Here is a 17,359-nt window from a genome sequence, read left to right on the forward strand (position 1 = left end):
TTTAGTAAATCCATCACTCCGTAAAACATTTTAGCGGTATATACGTAATCGAGGGGTATGCCATGTTCCTCTCTGAACTGCTGGCTAAACAGTAGCAACTCCTCGTTCACCTTTGCATAGCCGCCAAAGTGGTAATCACACACTAATTCCCAGTCAGCCGGAGAGGTATATGGCGAGGGTAAATCAGATGCGAGGTAATTTGTCAATAAACTTTCGATTTCTTGTGCGAGAAAAGCCCCATTTTTCAATACTGGAAAAGCGATCGCTCTTTGCTTTTGATCCAACGATAGCGCAATACCAGCCAGTGTGGTAGCCGTACCGCAGGCTACGCATATATGATCAAATGCGTAGGTGTAGCCAGCCGTAGGTCTTACCCTGAGCCTGTCGTTCGCGCAGCGTCTCCAAGAGTTGGGCATCGCATCACCAACTATCTCTGTGCAACCGCGCACACCATTTAAATTACTCCCACCTTCGGGAATGATAAACACCCCACCGAAGCGTTGTTGCAGATATTCCTGTAGCGCTGGTGTGTTGCGCTGTCGATACGTCTCGCGGTTCAAGTACACAAGCTGCATACCCTGTTGTACAGCGAAACTCAGCGTCCGGTTGAGTGGTAGCTTCTGTTCTCCACGAATTACACCAATGGTGCGAAAACCGAAAAGATTACCAGCCGCCGCAGTTGCATAGATGTGATTGGAATAAGCGCCGCCAAAAGTCAGCAGCGTCGTGAAATTTTTTTCCTCGGCCTCCAAAAGATTGTATTTCAGCTTGAACCACTTGTTACCGTTAACCAAGGGGTGCATGAGATCGAGGCGTAGCACATACAGATCAACACCAGCGTCACGGGCGATTTCGCTGTTGATTTGCTGTAAAGGAGGAGGAAGAAATATTAACGACATCGGTAAATATTCCAAGTTATAATCTCGGCGTTCTTTGTATAGCCGCGATTTCTAATCACCAGGACTAAGTGCAAAGGGTTTGTGAAAAAAATAATTGCTCATTGCTTACTTGACAATTAATGCTACTTTCTGAGTAGAGGCGTAATTTGGCAACACTTGATGCAATTTTGCTTCGTTGAGATGTAGATGATCTGACAACACGGCAGAGATAACATCCCGAAAATCAGTGGTAATAGCCAAGTCCCTACCTTGGTAGAGTTGGGCTGTAGATAGACCAGGCCATTCACCGTAAACTTTACCACCGCGAATTTTACCGCCCAAAACCCACATAACATTCCCATGACCGTGGTCAGTACCACCATTATCATTTTGTTTGACTGTACGACCAAACTCGGACATGACCACAATTGTCGTATTCTGGTAAACGCTCCCCAAACCGTTGACCAAAGTTGCCAAACCTGAACCCAATTTTTTTAGGTTCCGAGCTAATTGTCCTTGAGTGCTACCTTGATTGACATGGGTATCCCAACCCCCCAAAGCCATAAACCCTAACTCAATTCTGGGGTCTTTGACCATTAGTTGCGCCAATCGTTGGGCATCGCTGGCGAAGCCATCAGGTAAAGGCGCACCATTATTCGCCATTTTCATTTCACTATCCAGATCATTCAGGATGGCCTGATGCGCCATCCGTCCTTGCTGATAGGTCTGACTTAGGGCATCATTACCGCCATAAAGTTGGTCAAATGCTGCTGATAATTGAGGACGATCTATTGGCAGAGGTCTACTAGCATTTCTCCCTGATGCTATGTTAGCTACAGGCATCCGACCAGAAAAAATCCAGGGTGTTGTTTCTCCGACACTGACTGCTTGGATAGGTGTTTTTTGAGAAATTACCCCTAGTAAACGATTCATCCAACCATCTTGAGTATGTTTGTCACCAGGGGTAGCGTTTTCCATATATTGTTGAGCATCAAAGTGAGAGCGAGTGGGATCGGGGGAACCACAAGCATGAACAAATGCCAGACTACTCTGCTGCCAGAAGGGCATCAGAGGAGCTAATGCTGGATGCAACCCAAAGCGTCCATCTAAATCTAAGACTCCCCCTTCCTTCCCTGGTTGGGGAATAGCAATTTGCGGTCGGGCTTGATAATAAGCTGTTTGTGAGTAAGGCACTACGACGTTTAAACCGTCTACCGCCCCCCGGAGGAAGATTACAATCAAGCGCTGGCGATCGCTGTTAGGGATAGCGGATCTAGCTACCCAAGCATTGTTACCTATGGCTGTGATTGCGGCGGCTGAAAAAATTCCACTTTGGATGAGAAAATTACGTCTTTTCATCTTTAAAAGTACTTAATTATGACAGTTTTCAATTTGGTAGAATACAACTTATCTGCGCTAAGAGGGCATATTGCCTTCCAGCGTGCTATATGAGTTTTGTAACTGACAATTGTGCAACTAAGGGACTGACAAATAAAAAAATACTCAACTACTTCTTGTGGGGTGGGCATCTTGCCCGCCTTAGCTTAGGGGATCTCGTGTCGCCCACCCCACAAGATTGGGTAATTTATTTGTTGGAAGTCCCTAACGACGCATAAATTCTGGACTGCCCAAGATTAAAGCACTGCGAATTTGAGAGTCATTAGAGGCGATCGCCTTCTGCGTTTTTACTGAAAAAGAATTGCCCAATGTATTGGTTAGTTGCCAAGCATCTACAGGAATTCTGGGGGACTTTTGTAAAGGTATTTGCTCAGTGCCGATTTTCCCTTGTCCCAGTGGACTCTCCCCCGCTTCCATATTTGTTGGCATGGTTGATAAGGGTAAATTTCCATTGCCGATCGCTGTCGCAAAGCTGAGACGGCGGTTCATCGCATCAGGATTTAACCACACATCTGCTGTGTTTTTGTAACCGTCTGGAGTTTGGCAATGGTATAGAGGCATTGCCAACTGTTGCAGCAGGTTGGAGATTGGTCTTGTGTTATTCACTTCGATGCCTGTGGCTCGCACCGCCGAGATGGCGTATTGATAGGGTGTTTTAAACTTGGCATTAAAGTTTTTTGCATCCCAGAATTCCCGGCTGTGGAATAGGGTGTTGAGAACCTCACGAATATTGCCATCAGTGGTAAGATAACGTTGTGTGAGATGGTTTACCAGAGAATTGGGGGGGCGATCGCTGACAAAATATTGAGCTATCTGATAGCTGATATGACGTGCAGTCGCCGGACTTCGAGCCAAAATATCTAGAGCTTGCTCCCCTTCGGTTTCACCACCGCCTTTAATTGTGTGTCCCAGGAAAACTTTGTCGCTAAAATCATGACGCTTTGGGTTGAAGTAAAATCCGAAATTATTATCTGTCTGCTGACCGGGACGACTGAAACCCCAACCACTCAAAATCCGCGCCAGAGCAATTACATCTTGCTGAGTATAACCTCCATCCACGCCGAGAGTGTGCAATTCCATCAGTTCACGAGCATAGTTCTCATTCAAACCTCGGATATTACCCTGAGCATCGGGGCGGCTGTCAGCCCGATTTTGGAAGTTGTCTAGATAATACTGCATAGCTGGATGATGAGCTGTTGCCCCCAACAGGTCACGAAAGCGACCCAAAGCGTAAGGTCGAATCGCCTCTTGTTCATAAGCTCCCACCCAGAGGCGATCGCGTCCTTTAGCAGCATCCACATTAAAATGGTTATACCAAAAGTCCACCATCACTTCCTGGAGTTGTCGAGGACTGCTAGTTGCCTCTAATAACCGTGCCTGGACTGCCTGATCTAGCACCTGTTTACCCCGCTTGTTGGCAGTTTTTATTTCTTCTGGGCTGGGTTTTTGTCCTGGGAGATTAGTTGTGCCATATTCTAAGAGTTCCACTGGATTCAAGTGGAGAGTATCTAGCTGCTGAAGTTGGGTGGTGAGACTTTCCGGTTCGGGAATGGAATCGGGTGAGAGTTGCTCTTGAATGTATTGCTCTATACCCATAGATTCCACTCTTTGCACATCTCCGGGACGAGGGCCAAAGCTGAGGCGATTAATTATATGTAATACTTTTGGCTCAACAGGTATGGAGGCTGCATGACTGGGGTCAATTCCTCCCAGTAAGATAAACAGCAACAACACCGAATATTTAGGCTTGACAGTCATAGAGTTAATTGTGTTGTGCTGCGGGTGGAGGATTTGGGCGAGGATTTTTCTTATACATGCGATCGGCAAATATCCGCCGTTGCTCTGGGTTCAAGATTTCCCGAATCGCAAGCGTATTTTCAAACTGGACATCAGCAAGCTGTTGCTGTACAAGCTTGATTTCCTTATATTTATCACGCACTTGCTCTTTAGTAGCTGTCCCTGCTATCAGGTCATGTAATTCCTGTTGCCCTTGACGTATCATCTGTGATTTTTGGGCTATCTGCGGTTTGGATTGATTACGAATTTGCTTAATCTGTTGCAGTTGCTCGGATGTCAAATTCAAATCCTTGAGCCATCCCCCTGATTTACCACCATTTGTCCGAGGTACACTTGTGGGGGTTTGGGCAATGACTTGGCGTGAAACTAAAGTTGGCTTGGCCAGAGCAATAGTGCTACTAAAGGCAATCATCGCCACCGCCAAAATGGAAACACGACGTATTAACATCAAAGTGATCTCCTATTCAGTATCTAAGTCTGTAAAATGCCATACATCACTTTCCAGATGTTCGCTACTGGCTGTAGCTTGCCAATTGCTTTCAATAAAAGTTTCCAATCTGGCAAGTTCAGCCGGACTCGATTGAGCAGGTATCAAGGCACGGTAGCCAACTATCGCAGCTACTAATCCCGCAGCAAGAGCAGGCAGAACTAACCTCAGCCTTGAATAGTGACGTAAGGGTGCTTGAGGCCAAGTTTTCACCTGTTGTAAAATTTGCTGTTCTAAATCTGGCGAGGCTGGCGGAACTTCTGGAGAATGTTGGCAGAGAAAATTAATTAGGTCAGCATCATCATTGGGCAACTGAGTCATAGCTGTACTCCTTGGTTTTGGAGAAATTGACGCATGGCAGCACGAGCATGGAATAGGCGTGACTTGACTGTTCCCAGAGGAATGTCCAGGATTTTTGCTACCTCTTTTTGAGGTACTTCTTCCAAATCATGCAAAACCAAGATCGTCCGATGGTCAAAACTTAGATTTGCCAGTCCCCGTTGCACAAGGTCTTGATAATGCATATTCATTAACTCAGGCGCTTCCTGTTGGGTAGGAATTTTTTCACTCAAAATCTGTAATTGAGTTCGCCTTTGAACATCTGCCTGTCGCTGGTCATAAGCCACGTTCCAAGCAATTCGGTACACCCAGGTGGAGAATTTTGCTGTTTGGCGAAACTTGGGCAATCCTTTCCAGGCTTGCAAAAACACTTCCTGCACTACATCGTCGAGAGAGGCTGGAGTGCATAGTTTATAGAGGATTGACCTCACTCTTTGCTGATGGCGTCGGTAAAGCTGACCGTAACTTTGGGTATCACCCCGCAGGCACTGCTCTACTAGATAACTGTCAGATTCGCTTTCTGATTCGCTAATGGATTGATTTGCTTTATTAACCTTGGCTGGCACAACTAACACCTGAGGCGTTCTCCTCTATCCGTTTCGTTGCTTGTATTTATTAGACCAGATGAATGGGAAAAAGGTTCAAATGGGTTAGAAGTTTGGGTATAGGCAACACCTGTTCAAGGTAGGTGCAGGTCTCAATACTTGCTTATCATTTACCGTTTAAGATTGTTGGGTATCCTATAAATTGCGATCGCCACTATACCAATGATCGAAGTTGAACATCTAAGTAAAATATACGGCTCTACCCCAGCGATTACTGATGTCACTTTTAACGTCGAACCGGGGGAAATTTTAGGGTTGTTAGGCCCCAATGGCGCTGGTAAAACCACAACCATGCGAATTCTTGCTGGTTATTTACCGGCAACAAATGGTAATGTCCGGATTGCTGGCTATGATGTCCATGAAAATTCCCTAGCTGTGCGCCAACGCATTGGTTATTTACCCGAAACACCGCCGTTATATCCAGAAATGACGGTGGAGGGATTTTTGCATTTTGTCGCCCGAATTAAGGGAGTTTCAGCAGGCGATCGCACTAATAAAGTAACAGCTGCGATCGAACGCTGTAATTTAGAAGATAAGCGGCGAGTGATTATTCGCAAACTCTCTAAAGGATATCGCCAAAGGGTAGGAATTGCTCAAGCGATCGTCCACGATCCCCCAGCGATCATTTTGGATGAACCCACCGTCGGACTCGATCCCCGACAAATAATTGAGGTGCGGAATTTAATTAAAAGCCTCGCTGGAACTCACACAATTATTCTTTCCACGCACATTCTGCCAGAAGTGAGCATGACTTGCAGCCGCGTCGCCATCATCAATCGCGGTAAAGTTGTGGCAACTAATACACCCGAAAATTTGATGACCCAGTTGACAGGTGGTTCAGGGTATGAATTGGAAATTGAAGGAGAAGCGGCCCTAGCGAAACAGGTATTGCAAAAAGTCGCGGGTGTGAGTCTGGTAGAATCAATTTCGACAGCTGGAATGCATGGTCATCAACCCCAGGAAAACCGCGCTTATCTGCGGGTGATATCGCAACCGGGAAAAGAACCAGGGCGCGATATTGCCACAACATTAGTACGTGCAGGATTCGGTTTACATGAACTGCGGCGTGTTAATGCCACCTTAGAAGATGTATTCTTGCAACTGACCACAGAAGAAAAGAATTTCGATACTGAGGTAGACTTAGCAGCAGACAACGAAGGAGAGGCAGCGTAAATGGGTGTAGTGCTGAGTAATATTATTGCCATTTATCGCCGAGAGTTACAGAGTTATTTTGTATCACCTTTGGCTTATGCGATCGCAGGCATATTTTGGTTCATCGCCGGGTTATTTTTCGTGATGATTTTGCTAGGGCCAGATGGTATTTTGACCGGAGTTGCGGCAATAGATTTACAAGGGCAACAACAGGGAGTGCCAGTACCCCCGATAGATGTCCCTTACGAATTTGTCCGAGCATTTTTGGATCGCATGGGGTGGCTATTGTTGTTTATCCTGCCAATTCTCTCAATGGGACTCTATGCCGAAGAACGTAAGCGCGGCACTTTAGAACTGTTAGCCACGTCACCAATCACCAATTGGGCGGTAGCTGTAGGTAAATTATTAGGCGTAATCACATTTTTTACCACAATGGTTGTACCTATGCTAGTGTTGGAAGCGATCGCAATCAGTGGCTCAAATCCACCAATGGCCTTCTCAATTCCCTTGCTGGGTCATTTGGGATTAATCTTGCTAGCAGCAGCAATTTTATCTGTAGGAATGTTTATTTCCTCATTAACAGACAGCACAATTCTGTCTGCCGTTCTCACCTTTGCAGTAATCTTATTATTGTTATTGATTGATTTAATCGGCAAAATTGTCCCTGGCCCCGTGGGCGAGGCATTAGGTTATCTCTCATTGCTGAAACATTACAACACTTTAATTCAAGGTATTTTTGATACCAGCGCCTTAATTTTATTTGCCAGTTACATTTTTTTAGGAATCTTTCTCACAGCTCAATCAATTGATGCACTGCGCTTTCAAAGACAATAGTTATTTTTCATTTGTCAAAAAATAGCGACAAGTAAAAATATATGGACGAAAATTGAGTGACTAAAAGTCAGCAAGACAACTGAATAAATGGCAACAAATCGTTTCCAAGAATTACAGGTTTATCAATTATCAGAAAAATGAGCAGATGACATTTGGAAAATTGTTGAAGGATGGAATTTTTTTGCAAAAGATCCGATTGGTAAACAGATTGTACGTTCAGCCGATAGTATCGGTGCCAATATAGCGGAAGGTCTAGGAAGAGGTAGTTTTCAAGACAATAGACGTTTCATAAAAATAGCGATAGGTTCTTTGAATGAAACTGAACATTGGTTAAGACGGGCTTATACTCGTAACCTTTTAACTACCGAACAGATAAATGCAATCAAAACAATCAATAAGGAACTAGCGCCAAAATTAAACTCCTACTTAAACTCAATTGGCAATGTACCAGATGACTAATGACTAATGACAAATAATATGAAGATAGTTGCAAAAAAGAAACTGTGGAAATATCTATTTTGGTTTGGCCCGTTCCTAATTACTGTCGGCTTAACAGTTGGATTAGTCTCTGACCAGTGGGGATTAATTCCATTAACATTCATAATTACCGGAATTGTGATCAGTGGGTTGTGGATAATATGGCAAAGCTACCAAACTAACTGGTGGAGGCGTCGTTCTACCCAAGCTGGGACTAATGCCCTAGTAGCAACTCTGGCAGTATTGGCAATTTTGGGATTGATTAACTTTTTGGGGACTCGCTATCACTTGCGAGCGGACTTAACAGAAACTCAATTGTTTACGCTTGCGCCTCAGTCACGGGAATTAATAAGTGTTTTACCACAGCCAGTTAAGGTGTGGGTGTTTGATATTAACCAGAATCCCCAAGACCGAGAACTGCTAGAAAATTATCAACGGCAAAGCTCAAAATTTAAATATGAGTACATCGATCCCCAAGCTAGACCAGGACTTGCAGAAAAGTTTGGTGTCAAAGATTATGGGGAAGTTTACCTAGAATCTGGCGATAAACGGCAATTAGTGCAAACAGTAAATGAAAATCAACGCCTGTCGGAAATCAGATTAACTAGTCGCCTGCAACAACTAACAAATTCAACCACAGCCAAAGTTTACTTACTCCAAGGTCATGGCGAACGCCAACTTTCGGCTGGTAAAGATGCAATATCACAAGCAGTTCAGGGATTAGGTGACAAAAGTTTTATAACAGCACCCCTGAATCTAGCAGAAACTTCCAAAGTTCCTCAAGATGCGGCTGTCGTAATAGTAGCTGGCCCCAAGCGAGGGCTGTTTGAGGGTGAAGTCAAAGCCTTGCAAGAATATCTGAATCGGGGCGGTAACTTACTGCTGATGATTGATCCCAATACCGATCCCAAAGTTGACAGCTTGCTACAAGAGTGGGGTGTTCATCTGGATAATCGTTTAGCAGTAGATGTTTCAAAGGATAGCGTGGGACTTGGCCCTGCTGCGCCCTTAGTGACAGAATACGGTCAACATCCAATTACCAAAGATTTCGCTAACGGCATTTCTTTTTATCCGGTTGCACGAGCGCTGCAAATTACTTTTGTACCTGGTGTCGAAGCTACTCCACTGCTGCGAACCAAACCCTATCCCAATAGTTGGGCAGAAAGCGACCTTAAAAGCGAAAAATTGGAGTTTAATGCAGATAAAGACCTCAAAGGGCCTCTGACCTTGGGCGTAGCTTTAACCAGAAAACAAGCAGCTAAATCTACTTCCACTCCCCAAGCTTCACCCACACCTTCACGCCTACCATCACCAACCACCCAAAGCAAGGCTTCTCCCACTCCCTCATCTCAAACAGTCACCGAATCCCGGTTAGTAGTTTTCGGAAATTCTAGCTTCGCCACCGATGGCTTGTTTCAACAGCAACTAAATGGAGATGTATTTCTCAACTCAGTTACTTGGCTGAGTCAACAGGAGAAGCAACCCCTTTCCATTCGCCCCAAAGAACCGAAAAACCGTCGAATCACCTTGACGACTACCCAAGCGAATCTTTTAATATTGTCGTCTTTGTTAGTTTTACCCTTAATTGGGTTGGCGGCGGCAGTTATTATCTGGTGGAAACGACGGTAAGAAGTGAGTTAGGAGAGACGCGATTAATCGCGTCTGTACAGGAGTTAGGAGAGACGCGATTAATCGCGTCTGTACAGGAGTTAGTAGTTTTCACCAATGCCCAATGCCCAATAATTAAAAAATGAAATTGCCACGAACGACTTTAATTTTGATACTGCTAGCGCTGGGTTTAGGTGGTTTTGTTTACTTCTATGAAATTCGAGGTGCAACTGTGCGAGAAGAAATCAAGGAGCAAAAACAGAAAATTTTCTCTTTTGGAGAAGATGATGTGCAGTCTTTAACAGTCAAGACAAAAAAAATCACCCTGAATCTGGAACGTAGCCCTAAATCTAGTAACCCCAAGTGGTTAATCAAATCTCCGATATCAGCCCCAGCAAATGATGCTATTGTTTTTTATTTGATGGATTTATTAGTCAAAGGTAAGAGCGATGCCTACGGCGGTAAACTACGCACTTTATCAACTCCAGCAAAAGAGCTTGGAGAATTTGCCTTAAATCCACCCCAAGCAACTATCAATATAATCCTGAAAAACCGCCAAAGCCATCAGTTGCTTTTGGGAAAATCTAACTTTAATGGTCGTTTTTTATATGCTCAAACTGATCCTGCTGCTAAACCCGACGGGAATATAAATGTGCTATTGGTATCTACAGATTTTGCAAATGCTGTGAATCGGGAACTATCAGAGTGGAAGCAACCTGTAGATAATAGTCAGAAACTGCCTGGACTCAGCACGCCTTTACCAAGTCCGAAAAACAGCAAATAATTAATTAAAAATATGTTGATATTATGATGAAAAATCCGACAGCAACATTGCTCATTTCCTGCCCCGATCAGCGAGGATTGGTGGCGAAATTCGCCAATTTCATCTATTCCAATGGTGGTAATATTATCCATGCAGATCAGCATACAGACTTTGCTGCTGGGTTATTTCTCACGCGCATTCAATGGCAATTAGATGGGTTCAATTTAGAGCGAGAATTTATTGCCCCTGCATTTAATGCAATCGCACAACCTTTAGGCGCTAAGTGGGAAGTACGTTTTTCTGATACAGTACCACGCATCGCTATTTGGGTAAGTCGGCAAGATCATTGTCTATTTGACTTGATTTGGCGACAACGCGCTAAAGAGTTTGTTGGGGAGATTCATTTAATTATTAGTAACCATTCTAATTTAAAGGTAGTGGCAGAGCAATTTAATATCGACTTCCAGCACATTCCCATCAGTAAAGATAATAAATCAGAACAAGAAGCCCAACAATTAAAATTACTACGCCAGTACAAAATAGATTTAGTTGTCTTGGCGAAATATATGCAGATTGTTAGTGCAAACTTTATAACTCAATTTCCGCAAATTATCAATATTCATCATTCATTTTTACCAGCTTTTATAGGAGCTAATCCTTATCACCGAGCTTTTGAACGTGGGGTAAAAATTATTGGTGCAACTGCTCATTATGCCACTGCTGATTTAGATGCAGGCCCAATTATTGAACAGGATGTGGTGCGAGTTAGCCACCGTGATGAAGTTGATGATTTAGTGAGAAAAGGTAAAGATTTGGAGAGAGTTGTATTAGCAAGAGCGGTGCGATCGCACTTGCAAAATCGTGTATTAGTCTATGGAAATAGGACAGTAGTATTTGAGTGATTTTATATCCGAATGAATCTTTGGACTTAAAATGGCCTGATAATGTTATTCCAATTTTTCAGCCTGCCAATAACCCAGAGCTTAATCCTATTGAACGTTTATGAGAACACATTAAGTACAAATTGTCTTATGACTAATAAGTATTTGAGTATACACTATAAAATTTAATTCCGATTCCAAGTAATTCTAAGCATTTACACTTAAAAAATCTGACATACTCACATAAAATTTTTATAAATTTGACTATCTTTATCGATTTAATGTATTATTATTAATACTCATTAATAAATTGCCAAAATGGTATAACCATTGTCTTGGTAAATATGAAACAAATTAAATTCACAAATAATGCTGGTAAAATCACAGCACTTTTATTTTTAATCACAATTTTGCTGACACCTTTTGTGGTTGTAAATGCTGGAGAACGTGGGGTGTTAATGCAGTTTGGCGAGGTACAGAAAACAGTATTAGGCGAAGGAATACATATCATAATTCCCATTGTCAATACAGTCAAAAGAATCAGTGTGAGAGTTCAAAAACAAGAAGTCTCTGCTGAAGCTTCTTCTAAATATTTACAAGATGTATTTACAGATGTAGTATTAAACTGGCACGTTATTCCTGAAGAAACCAATATAATTTTTCAAGAAATTGGTGATGAAAAAGATATAGTTGAAAAAATTATTAATCCGGCGGTAGAGGAAGTTTTGAAAGCAGTTATATCAAGGTATACGACAGAAGAAATAGTTACTAAACGAGGAGAAGTAAAATCTGGAGTTGATGATACCTTAACAGCGATATTGCATGACTACCATATTGCAGTTGATGATATTTCACTGGTTCATGTCAACTTTTCAGATAAGTTCACTGAAGCAGTTGAAGCAAAACAAATTGCAGAACAAGATGCCAAACGAGCAGATTTTGTCGTGCTGAAAGCAGCAAAAGAAGCCGAAGCTAAGGTTAATTTAGCTAAAGGAGAAGCAGAAATAAACAGATTACTACATGATAGTTTGACTAATGAAATTTTGACAAGGCAGGCAATAGAAAAATGGGATGGTAAATTACCTTTAATTGTGACAAAGGATACACCGAAGTTTTTAAATCCAAGCGAGATTTTAAAATTGAAGTAATTTGCCTATAATGCAATAACTCAGTACTGGAGACTGTTTTTTTGTTAATTACCAGAAAAGAAACTAGGAGTATCGATAATGCTAAAGTGGATTAATATCAGAATCAAAAAGGTATAAGCGGTTGAAGAGACTAAGCCTGTCAATAGCTCTTTTTTTAAGTTGTCTTCTTGGTTTTGTTTTTGGAATATATCGATTGCACCTGCTTGCATCAACAGAATACCAATAATGTTAGATAGCCAGTAACCCATTATCACGCAAGGCATAAGTAATTTAGGAGCAAAAAGACTACAAATATAACCGAAAAAATAAGCAATTGGTAAATTGAACACTAGATCATTCCACCAGCATAATGGTGACAATAAATATCCAATCACTAAGAAAAATCCACCTCTGAGCTTCTGCAATAATGTTTTAGGTAAATTTTCTGGAGTTTGCAATAACAACTCTTGGCCACTCTTTTCGATCTCGTTCATATTTGTACAGTAATTTTATTAACTAACCGTACTTTAGAACAAAAAGTCCAAAAAGTCTAGGACTAAATAGAAGTTAGAATTCCCCAAGTTAAGCAATTATACATAAATATTTTGTATTGATAAATTTTATGCACATAAAGAACTGTTTCGTAGTGAAAAAGGTAGTAGTAATAGAGTCAAAGCGAAAATCCAGCTGGCTCGTACAGAGAGAGGTTATGCCCGGATTATTATTTATACAGTTAATTTATGCAGTTATTTCCTAACATCTATTAAAATAAATAAAAATTGTATTCCTTTAGTTAGATCCAAAAATACTGAGTCATAGGTACTTTAAATAAAGTAGAACATGATTTAAATGCCATTTGAAAATTTGATACTTGTAATACACAGTTAAATAATTCGTAATACTTCTCTACGAGAGGCTGCGCCAACGGCTGCGCTCAGTACAAGTTCGTTCGTAATGACGCTCTCTACGAGACGCTAAAAACGTAGCTTGCTTCTCTCTGTAAGAGTACGCGGACTCGCTAACCCTGCGCTAACGTAATTCGTAATTAAAGACATTTTCAGACGTTCGCGTAGCGTCTCGCAGAGAAGACTCGATTACGCTCATTAACTAATACTAAATGTTACCTATTTTAAGTTATTCTTTCAATTCAAACAAGTTCTCCCATTGGCTTACAAATACCTAAAGAATGAATTTCTAAGCCTTACAGGATGTTTTAAAATGTCTTTGGCATCAATACTTATGTCGTTGTTGATGCCATTGCCAAGCATGGGCGATAATTTCGTTCAGATTAGGATACTCTGGATGCCAACCCAATATTTTAGTTGCTTTGTCGCTACTGCCAACTAAAATAGGAGGGTCGCCTGGTCTATGCCGGATGAGCCTGCAATACCAGCTTTTCTGCCAAAACTTTGCTGCACCCATATATATTAAGGGGCGCAACAGTATCAGTTTCGACATAAGGATTAGACTCAGATGGTATCACGCGGCCCACTGCCATGATGCACTAATCCCACAATCGGACGGATGCCGAGTTCGCGCAAGCGTCCCAGCCGTTCATCCGCCCACGACCAGTCAGCATTTTCCAAACCATTGGGCGCTATCCGCTCCCAAAGTATTGGATAGCGGATGGCGTGTATGCCAAGTTCAGCGAATAAATTTAGGTCATCCAAGCGCGTTGCATGACCATTGCGTTCTAACTGATCGAGATACTCTTCACCCACACGATTAACCGTACACTCGACACCAGCCCAAACTTCTAGGGGAAGTTGTGCTTTGTTAGTGTTGAGTGTCGAGTTGAAAGCAGAAGCCATAATTTACAACTCAAGTTGATATTTTATTTGATGCGCTCTTTTTGATGTTTGTAGGGTGTGTTATGCCGGAGGCTAACGCACCATCCTAAATTTTCGGTGCGACCGCCACTGAGTAAAGCGTGAGAGGTATTCAAAGACTTCGCGGGAATTGGTGTGAAAGATGTGGGGGCCGTATTTATGTACAAGAATGCCATCATCGTTGTAATGATCGTAGGCATTGCCGCCTATGTGATTGCGCTTGTCTACAACCAGCACTTTTTTACCTTGAGTTGCCAAACGTTCAGCAATGACGCTACCAGAAAAACCAGCACCGACAACCAAGTAATCGAAGACAAAATCTCTGGTAATGATATTTGGTGCTTGTTTACCAGCTGCACCTGTGGAGTTAGCTTTGTCTTCACTATCACGGGCAGCAATGGCAGAGTCAATCAGCTTGATCATTGATACCCAAGTACGATCCCAAGAAATCTTCTCTAAAAAGACATCTACTCGACTCAACCATTCTGAGGCTGCGGTGTCTTCTTGCATTCCTTGTTCTGCGGCAGCAACGAACTCAGAAACTGTGTCTGCAATTCGCACCAGCTTCGATTCTCCGTAAGGACGAACCACATCTCGAATTGAGGTAGATACTACAGGTCTACCCGCTGCAAGATACTCTGGAGTTTTGGTAGGGCTAATAAAACGTGTTGACTCGTTACGCGCAAACGGCAACATTGCTAAATCCCAGCCTGCTAAATAGGCAGGTAGGTGTTTATAATCTCTGCCACCGAGATAATGAATATTTTCATGCTGTGGCAGAGTTGCGGGATCGATTTTGACAACTTGCCCAATAATTACTAAATGCCAGTTGGGGCGCGCTTCGGCAATTCCAGCAAGCAGTTCGATATCCATCCGTTCATCAATTACGCCAAAGAAACCAAGACGAGGATGAGGAATATGAGCTTGATCTTCTGGTTCTTGAAGATTTCTTGCCTGGCCAAAGTGGGGGACATTTACACTGCTAGGAAAGGCATAAACATTGGGGTGCTGGTTCACTTTACTTTCGTAAAGGCTTTGTCCCCCTGTAAATACTAAGTCTGCACGGCTGAATAGTTCGGCTTCGTAATTCTTTAAAGTGGGTGATGCTCCTTGGAATGCAGACAATTCATCCATGCAATCATACACCACAGCTTGGGGTTGCAAGTGGCGAGTAAACGCGATCGCCATTGGTGTATAATACCAACAAATGTATTTGTTGATGTTATGCTCTGCAAATAAATTATTAATTAGTACTTGTAAATCTGCGTTGATTCCTTCTTCACTTAAACCTTGCAGTAGATGCGGCACGACCACAACTACTCCATTAGAATCTTCGTTTATATCTAACCTTGCCAAGGGTTCTTCAGAGAAAATTGGCTCCTCAATAAAGAACACTCGCTTTCCTTGAGCGCAGCGAGTTAGTAAATGTTGTGGTCTTTCATAGACGAAATTCCAACGCAAATGAGATAGGCAAACTATATCAGGTGTGTCTTTAAAGGTTTATGTTGATTGAACTTTTTTGTTAGACGAAGTTAAATTCAACCCTGACGGACTCGATGATTGTGTTTGGGCTAACTGCGATCGCTTTGTTTTACGCTGCTTCCGCGAAATAACATTGCTGACACCGTTGTTGTTGACTTGAGATTTTTCACTTTTCATAGTTCGTCTCATTATTTAAATTATTAATTCTGACTAGCTAAACGCTAATACTTTTTCTTTGGAAGGCAGCATCAACCTTACTTTCATGCAAAAGCTTGCAACATATTTTGCTGCTTTTGAACATCCAATCGGTATAATAAATACTTGCTTGCATTAATAATGTACTATTTTATATGTACTTCTTTCATCTACCTAAATAAATATAAAGTTAGTTTTTTTATTGTAAATAAAAGGGTTTAAGACCCCTACGTATACACGTAGCGTCAGTTTCAGTCGGGGTTTAAATCCTCGTCTGAAAATGTCTTTAATTACGAATTACGAATTACGAATTATTTAATAAGTCCTAAGCACTATATTTTTATGAATACCTAAAATTTAAAGTTAAGTATTGCCTTGTGTAATGTAACCTTTGATACTTATGCAAGTATACAAGTATATTTATGCTTGTCTGTTCGGTTTCGTACACAAGATCATTAAAACAATTATCATTAATATTAAAATTAATAAAATCAGCTTATTTATTACCTGACTTTTTTGTTCATATTAAATATTTAACCCTAATAGTATATATAAATTGATTAGTTTTTAAGTATTAATTAGTATTTTTTTATACAAAAAATGGATTAATTTTTTACGCTGAATACATATTGCTGTAACAATTATTTTATAACCCATAGTAAATGAAGTAATTTCTTTTATTGTTGGTTTATTAGAAACAAGTATTATAATTTTCACCCTGATGATATATCTGTTCTCTCAACCTTGGGTAGGATTAAAAGCCTTTTGGCTGTGTGTAATATTGGTTGTAATTCAATTCATAAACCTCACGCGATCGCTTCTAATGATGTAAATCGGTGAAGCGATCGCTTTTCTCTCAATATTTATCAAATAAAATAGGTAGTGCAGTAAGTGCAAGCATTGATATCAGTCAGACCTCTAAGCCTTGCTTAAGATAGTATTCATTACTTTTGATAGAGTGAAATATATGAAAGACAAAGTTGAATTATAATTTGCAGTTTCTTATGCCTTGCTGGCGCTCATCGGATTGTTGCCTTTGGTAAGACATTTTTCGGCTTAATGCCATTGTTCGGCGCTAATGTTTTGCTTAATGCATTAGCAGCGATCGCAGCTGGCTACTATAGCGTTGTTATACCAGCCAAAGTGAGCGGTGTTAATGTATCGCAAAATCTTCAATAGTTGCTGATAGTCTGCGGTGTCCAGGTAGGGCCATTGCAAGATGGCCTTTCTAGTTTCCAGATCAGCATATCTAAACAGATTTGCCGCATATCCATGTTTTCTGTCCAAGCATGATAGACAACATACTCAGTCTTACCATCTGGCCCAAGAACAATAGAGTTATGTCCTGGCCCTCTAACAAAATTAGGAACAGACTTTAGCACCCGTGGCCCGGTTTCGTTACCTGCATCAGAGTAAGGCCCCATCACGTTGTCAGCAATGCCATAATCTACGCCGTAGTTCTCAGTTTCCCAGCGTCCACCACTATAAAAGCAGTAGTATTTACCTT

General features: G+C 41.7%; 17 protein-coding genes and 4 pseudogenes. 9 read left to right on the forward strand and 12 right to left on the reverse strand.

Annotated elements, in window-relative coordinates:
- The 6 genes from ACYTXL_RS16835 to ACYTXL_RS16860 form a co-directional block, all read right to left on the reverse strand.
- A partial coding sequence (locus ACYTXL_RS16835) for a 1-aminocyclopropane-1-carboxylate deaminase/D-cysteine desulfhydrase (RefSeq protein WP_461925729.1) occupies positions 1 to 899 on the reverse strand: 899 nt, incomplete at its 3' end.
- A 105-nt stretch (positions 900 to 1,004) separates the two neighbouring features.
- Entirely contained in the window at positions 1,005 to 2,237 is a 1,233-nt protein-coding gene (locus tag ACYTXL_RS16840) for a DUF1501 domain-containing protein (RefSeq protein WP_461925730.1), read from the reverse strand.
- Positions 2,238 to 2,480: 243 nt separating this feature from the next.
- Positions 2,481 to 4,034 carry a DUF1800 domain-containing protein gene (locus ACYTXL_RS16845; RefSeq protein ID WP_461925731.1) on the reverse strand — a complete coding sequence of 518 codons (1,554 nt, stop codon included), beginning with the start codon at positions 4,032 to 4,034 and terminating at the stop codon, positions 2,481 to 2,483.
- A 4-nt stretch (positions 4,035 to 4,038) separates the two neighbouring features.
- Entirely contained in the window at positions 4,039 to 4,521 is a 483-nt protein-coding gene (locus ACYTXL_RS16850; RefSeq protein ID WP_461925732.1) for a Spy/CpxP family protein refolding chaperone, read from the reverse strand.
- Between the two features lie 12 nt (positions 4,522 to 4,533).
- A complete protein-coding gene (locus ACYTXL_RS16855; RefSeq protein ID WP_461925733.1) occupies positions 4,534 to 4,881 on the reverse strand; it encodes a hypothetical protein in 348 nt (115 codons plus the stop codon).
- Positions 4,878 to 5,474, reverse strand: coding sequence for a sigma-70 family RNA polymerase sigma factor (locus ACYTXL_RS16860; protein WP_461925734.1), 597 nt, complete (start codon positions 5,472 to 5,474; stop codon positions 4,878 to 4,880). Before ACYTXL_RS16860 ends, ACYTXL_RS16855 begins: the two co-directional genes overlap by 4 nt.
- A gap of 192 nt (positions 5,475 to 5,666) precedes the next feature.
- Here ACYTXL_RS16860 and ACYTXL_RS16865 point away from each other — a divergent pair, with 192 nt between their 5' ends.
- From ACYTXL_RS16865 to ACYTXL_RS16900, 8 genes and pseudogenes are all read left to right on the forward strand, one after another.
- On the forward strand, positions 5,667 to 6,677 hold the full coding sequence (locus ACYTXL_RS16865) for an ABC transporter ATP-binding protein (RefSeq protein WP_461925735.1): 1,011 nt from the start codon (positions 5,667 to 5,669) through the stop codon (positions 6,675 to 6,677).
- A complete protein-coding gene (locus tag ACYTXL_RS16870; RefSeq protein WP_461925736.1) occupies positions 6,678 to 7,490 on the forward strand; it encodes an ABC transporter permease in 813 nt (270 codons plus the stop codon).
- A gap of 87 nt (positions 7,491 to 7,577) precedes the next feature.
- A pseudogene (locus tag ACYTXL_RS16875) lies at positions 7,578 to 7,949 on the forward strand (four helix bundle protein).
- Between the two features lie 18 nt (positions 7,950 to 7,967).
- Positions 7,968 to 9,596 (forward strand): GldG family protein, encoded by a 1,629-nt coding sequence (locus ACYTXL_RS16880; RefSeq protein WP_461925744.1) that lies wholly within the window; start codon positions 7,968 to 7,970, stop codon positions 9,594 to 9,596.
- A complete protein-coding gene (locus ACYTXL_RS16885; RefSeq protein WP_461925737.1) occupies positions 9,581 to 9,721 on the forward strand; it encodes a hypothetical protein in 141 nt (46 codons plus the stop codon). Before ACYTXL_RS16880 ends, ACYTXL_RS16885 begins: the two co-directional genes overlap by 16 nt.
- A complete protein-coding gene (locus ACYTXL_RS16890; protein ID WP_461925738.1) occupies positions 9,718 to 10,359 on the forward strand; it encodes a DUF4340 domain-containing protein in 642 nt (213 codons plus the stop codon). The genes ACYTXL_RS16885 and ACYTXL_RS16890 overlap by 4 nt, the downstream gene beginning before the upstream one ends.
- Positions 10,360 to 10,385: 26 nt before the next feature.
- A complete protein-coding gene (gene purU, locus ACYTXL_RS16895; protein ID WP_461925745.1) occupies positions 10,386 to 11,240 on the forward strand; it encodes a formyltetrahydrofolate deformylase in 855 nt (284 codons plus the stop codon).
- Between the two features lie 323 nt (positions 11,241 to 11,563).
- Positions 11,564 to 12,367 carry a prohibitin family protein gene (locus ACYTXL_RS16900; RefSeq protein ID WP_461925739.1) on the forward strand — a complete coding sequence of 268 codons (804 nt, stop codon included), beginning with the start codon at positions 11,564 to 11,566 and terminating at the stop codon, positions 12,365 to 12,367.
- Between the two features lie 44 nt (positions 12,368 to 12,411).
- Here the strand turns inward: ACYTXL_RS16900 and ACYTXL_RS16905 are convergent, their stop codons facing one another.
- From ACYTXL_RS16905 to ACYTXL_RS16925, 5 genes and pseudogenes are all read right to left on the reverse strand, one after another.
- Entirely contained in the window at positions 12,412 to 12,840 is a 429-nt protein-coding gene (locus ACYTXL_RS16905) for a hypothetical protein (protein ID WP_461925740.1), read from the reverse strand.
- Positions 12,841 to 13,576: 736 nt separating this feature from the next.
- A pseudogene (locus ACYTXL_RS16910) lies at positions 13,577 to 13,714 on the reverse strand (UDP-glucose 4-epimerase GalE); the annotation flags it as partial.
- Positions 13,713 to 13,844: a sugar nucleotide-binding protein gene (locus ACYTXL_RS16915; protein WP_461925741.1), complete on the reverse strand. Its 132-nt coding sequence runs from the start codon at positions 13,842 to 13,844 to the stop codon at positions 13,713 to 13,715. The pseudogene ACYTXL_RS16910 and the gene ACYTXL_RS16915, both read right to left, overlap by 2 nt.
- Positions 13,816 to 14,157, reverse strand: coding sequence for a family 1 glycosylhydrolase (locus ACYTXL_RS16920; protein WP_461925742.1), 342 nt, complete (start codon positions 14,155 to 14,157; stop codon positions 13,816 to 13,818). The genes ACYTXL_RS16915 and ACYTXL_RS16920 overlap by 29 nt, the downstream gene beginning before the upstream one ends.
- A 96-nt stretch (positions 14,158 to 14,253) precedes the next feature.
- Positions 14,254 to 15,834 (reverse strand): annotated as a pseudogene (locus ACYTXL_RS16925) (glycosyltransferase family 1 protein); the annotation flags it as partial.
- Positions 15,835 to 16,843: 1,009 nt separating this feature from the next.
- On the opposite strand from ACYTXL_RS16925, the pseudogene ACYTXL_RS16930 reads away from it, so the two are divergent.
- Positions 16,844 to 17,031 (forward strand): annotated as a pseudogene (locus tag ACYTXL_RS16930) (DUF4383 domain-containing protein); the annotation flags it as partial.
- Here ACYTXL_RS16930 and ACYTXL_RS16935 read toward each other — a convergent pair.
- Positions 17,025 to 17,359, reverse strand: a 335-nt coding sequence (locus ACYTXL_RS16935; protein ID WP_461925743.1) for a family 43 glycosylhydrolase, incomplete at its 5' end; no start/stop codon positions are given. The pseudogene ACYTXL_RS16930 and the gene ACYTXL_RS16935 sit on opposite strands and share 7 nt — an antisense overlap.

It is taken from the genome of Nostoc sp., from assembly GCF_054880495.1.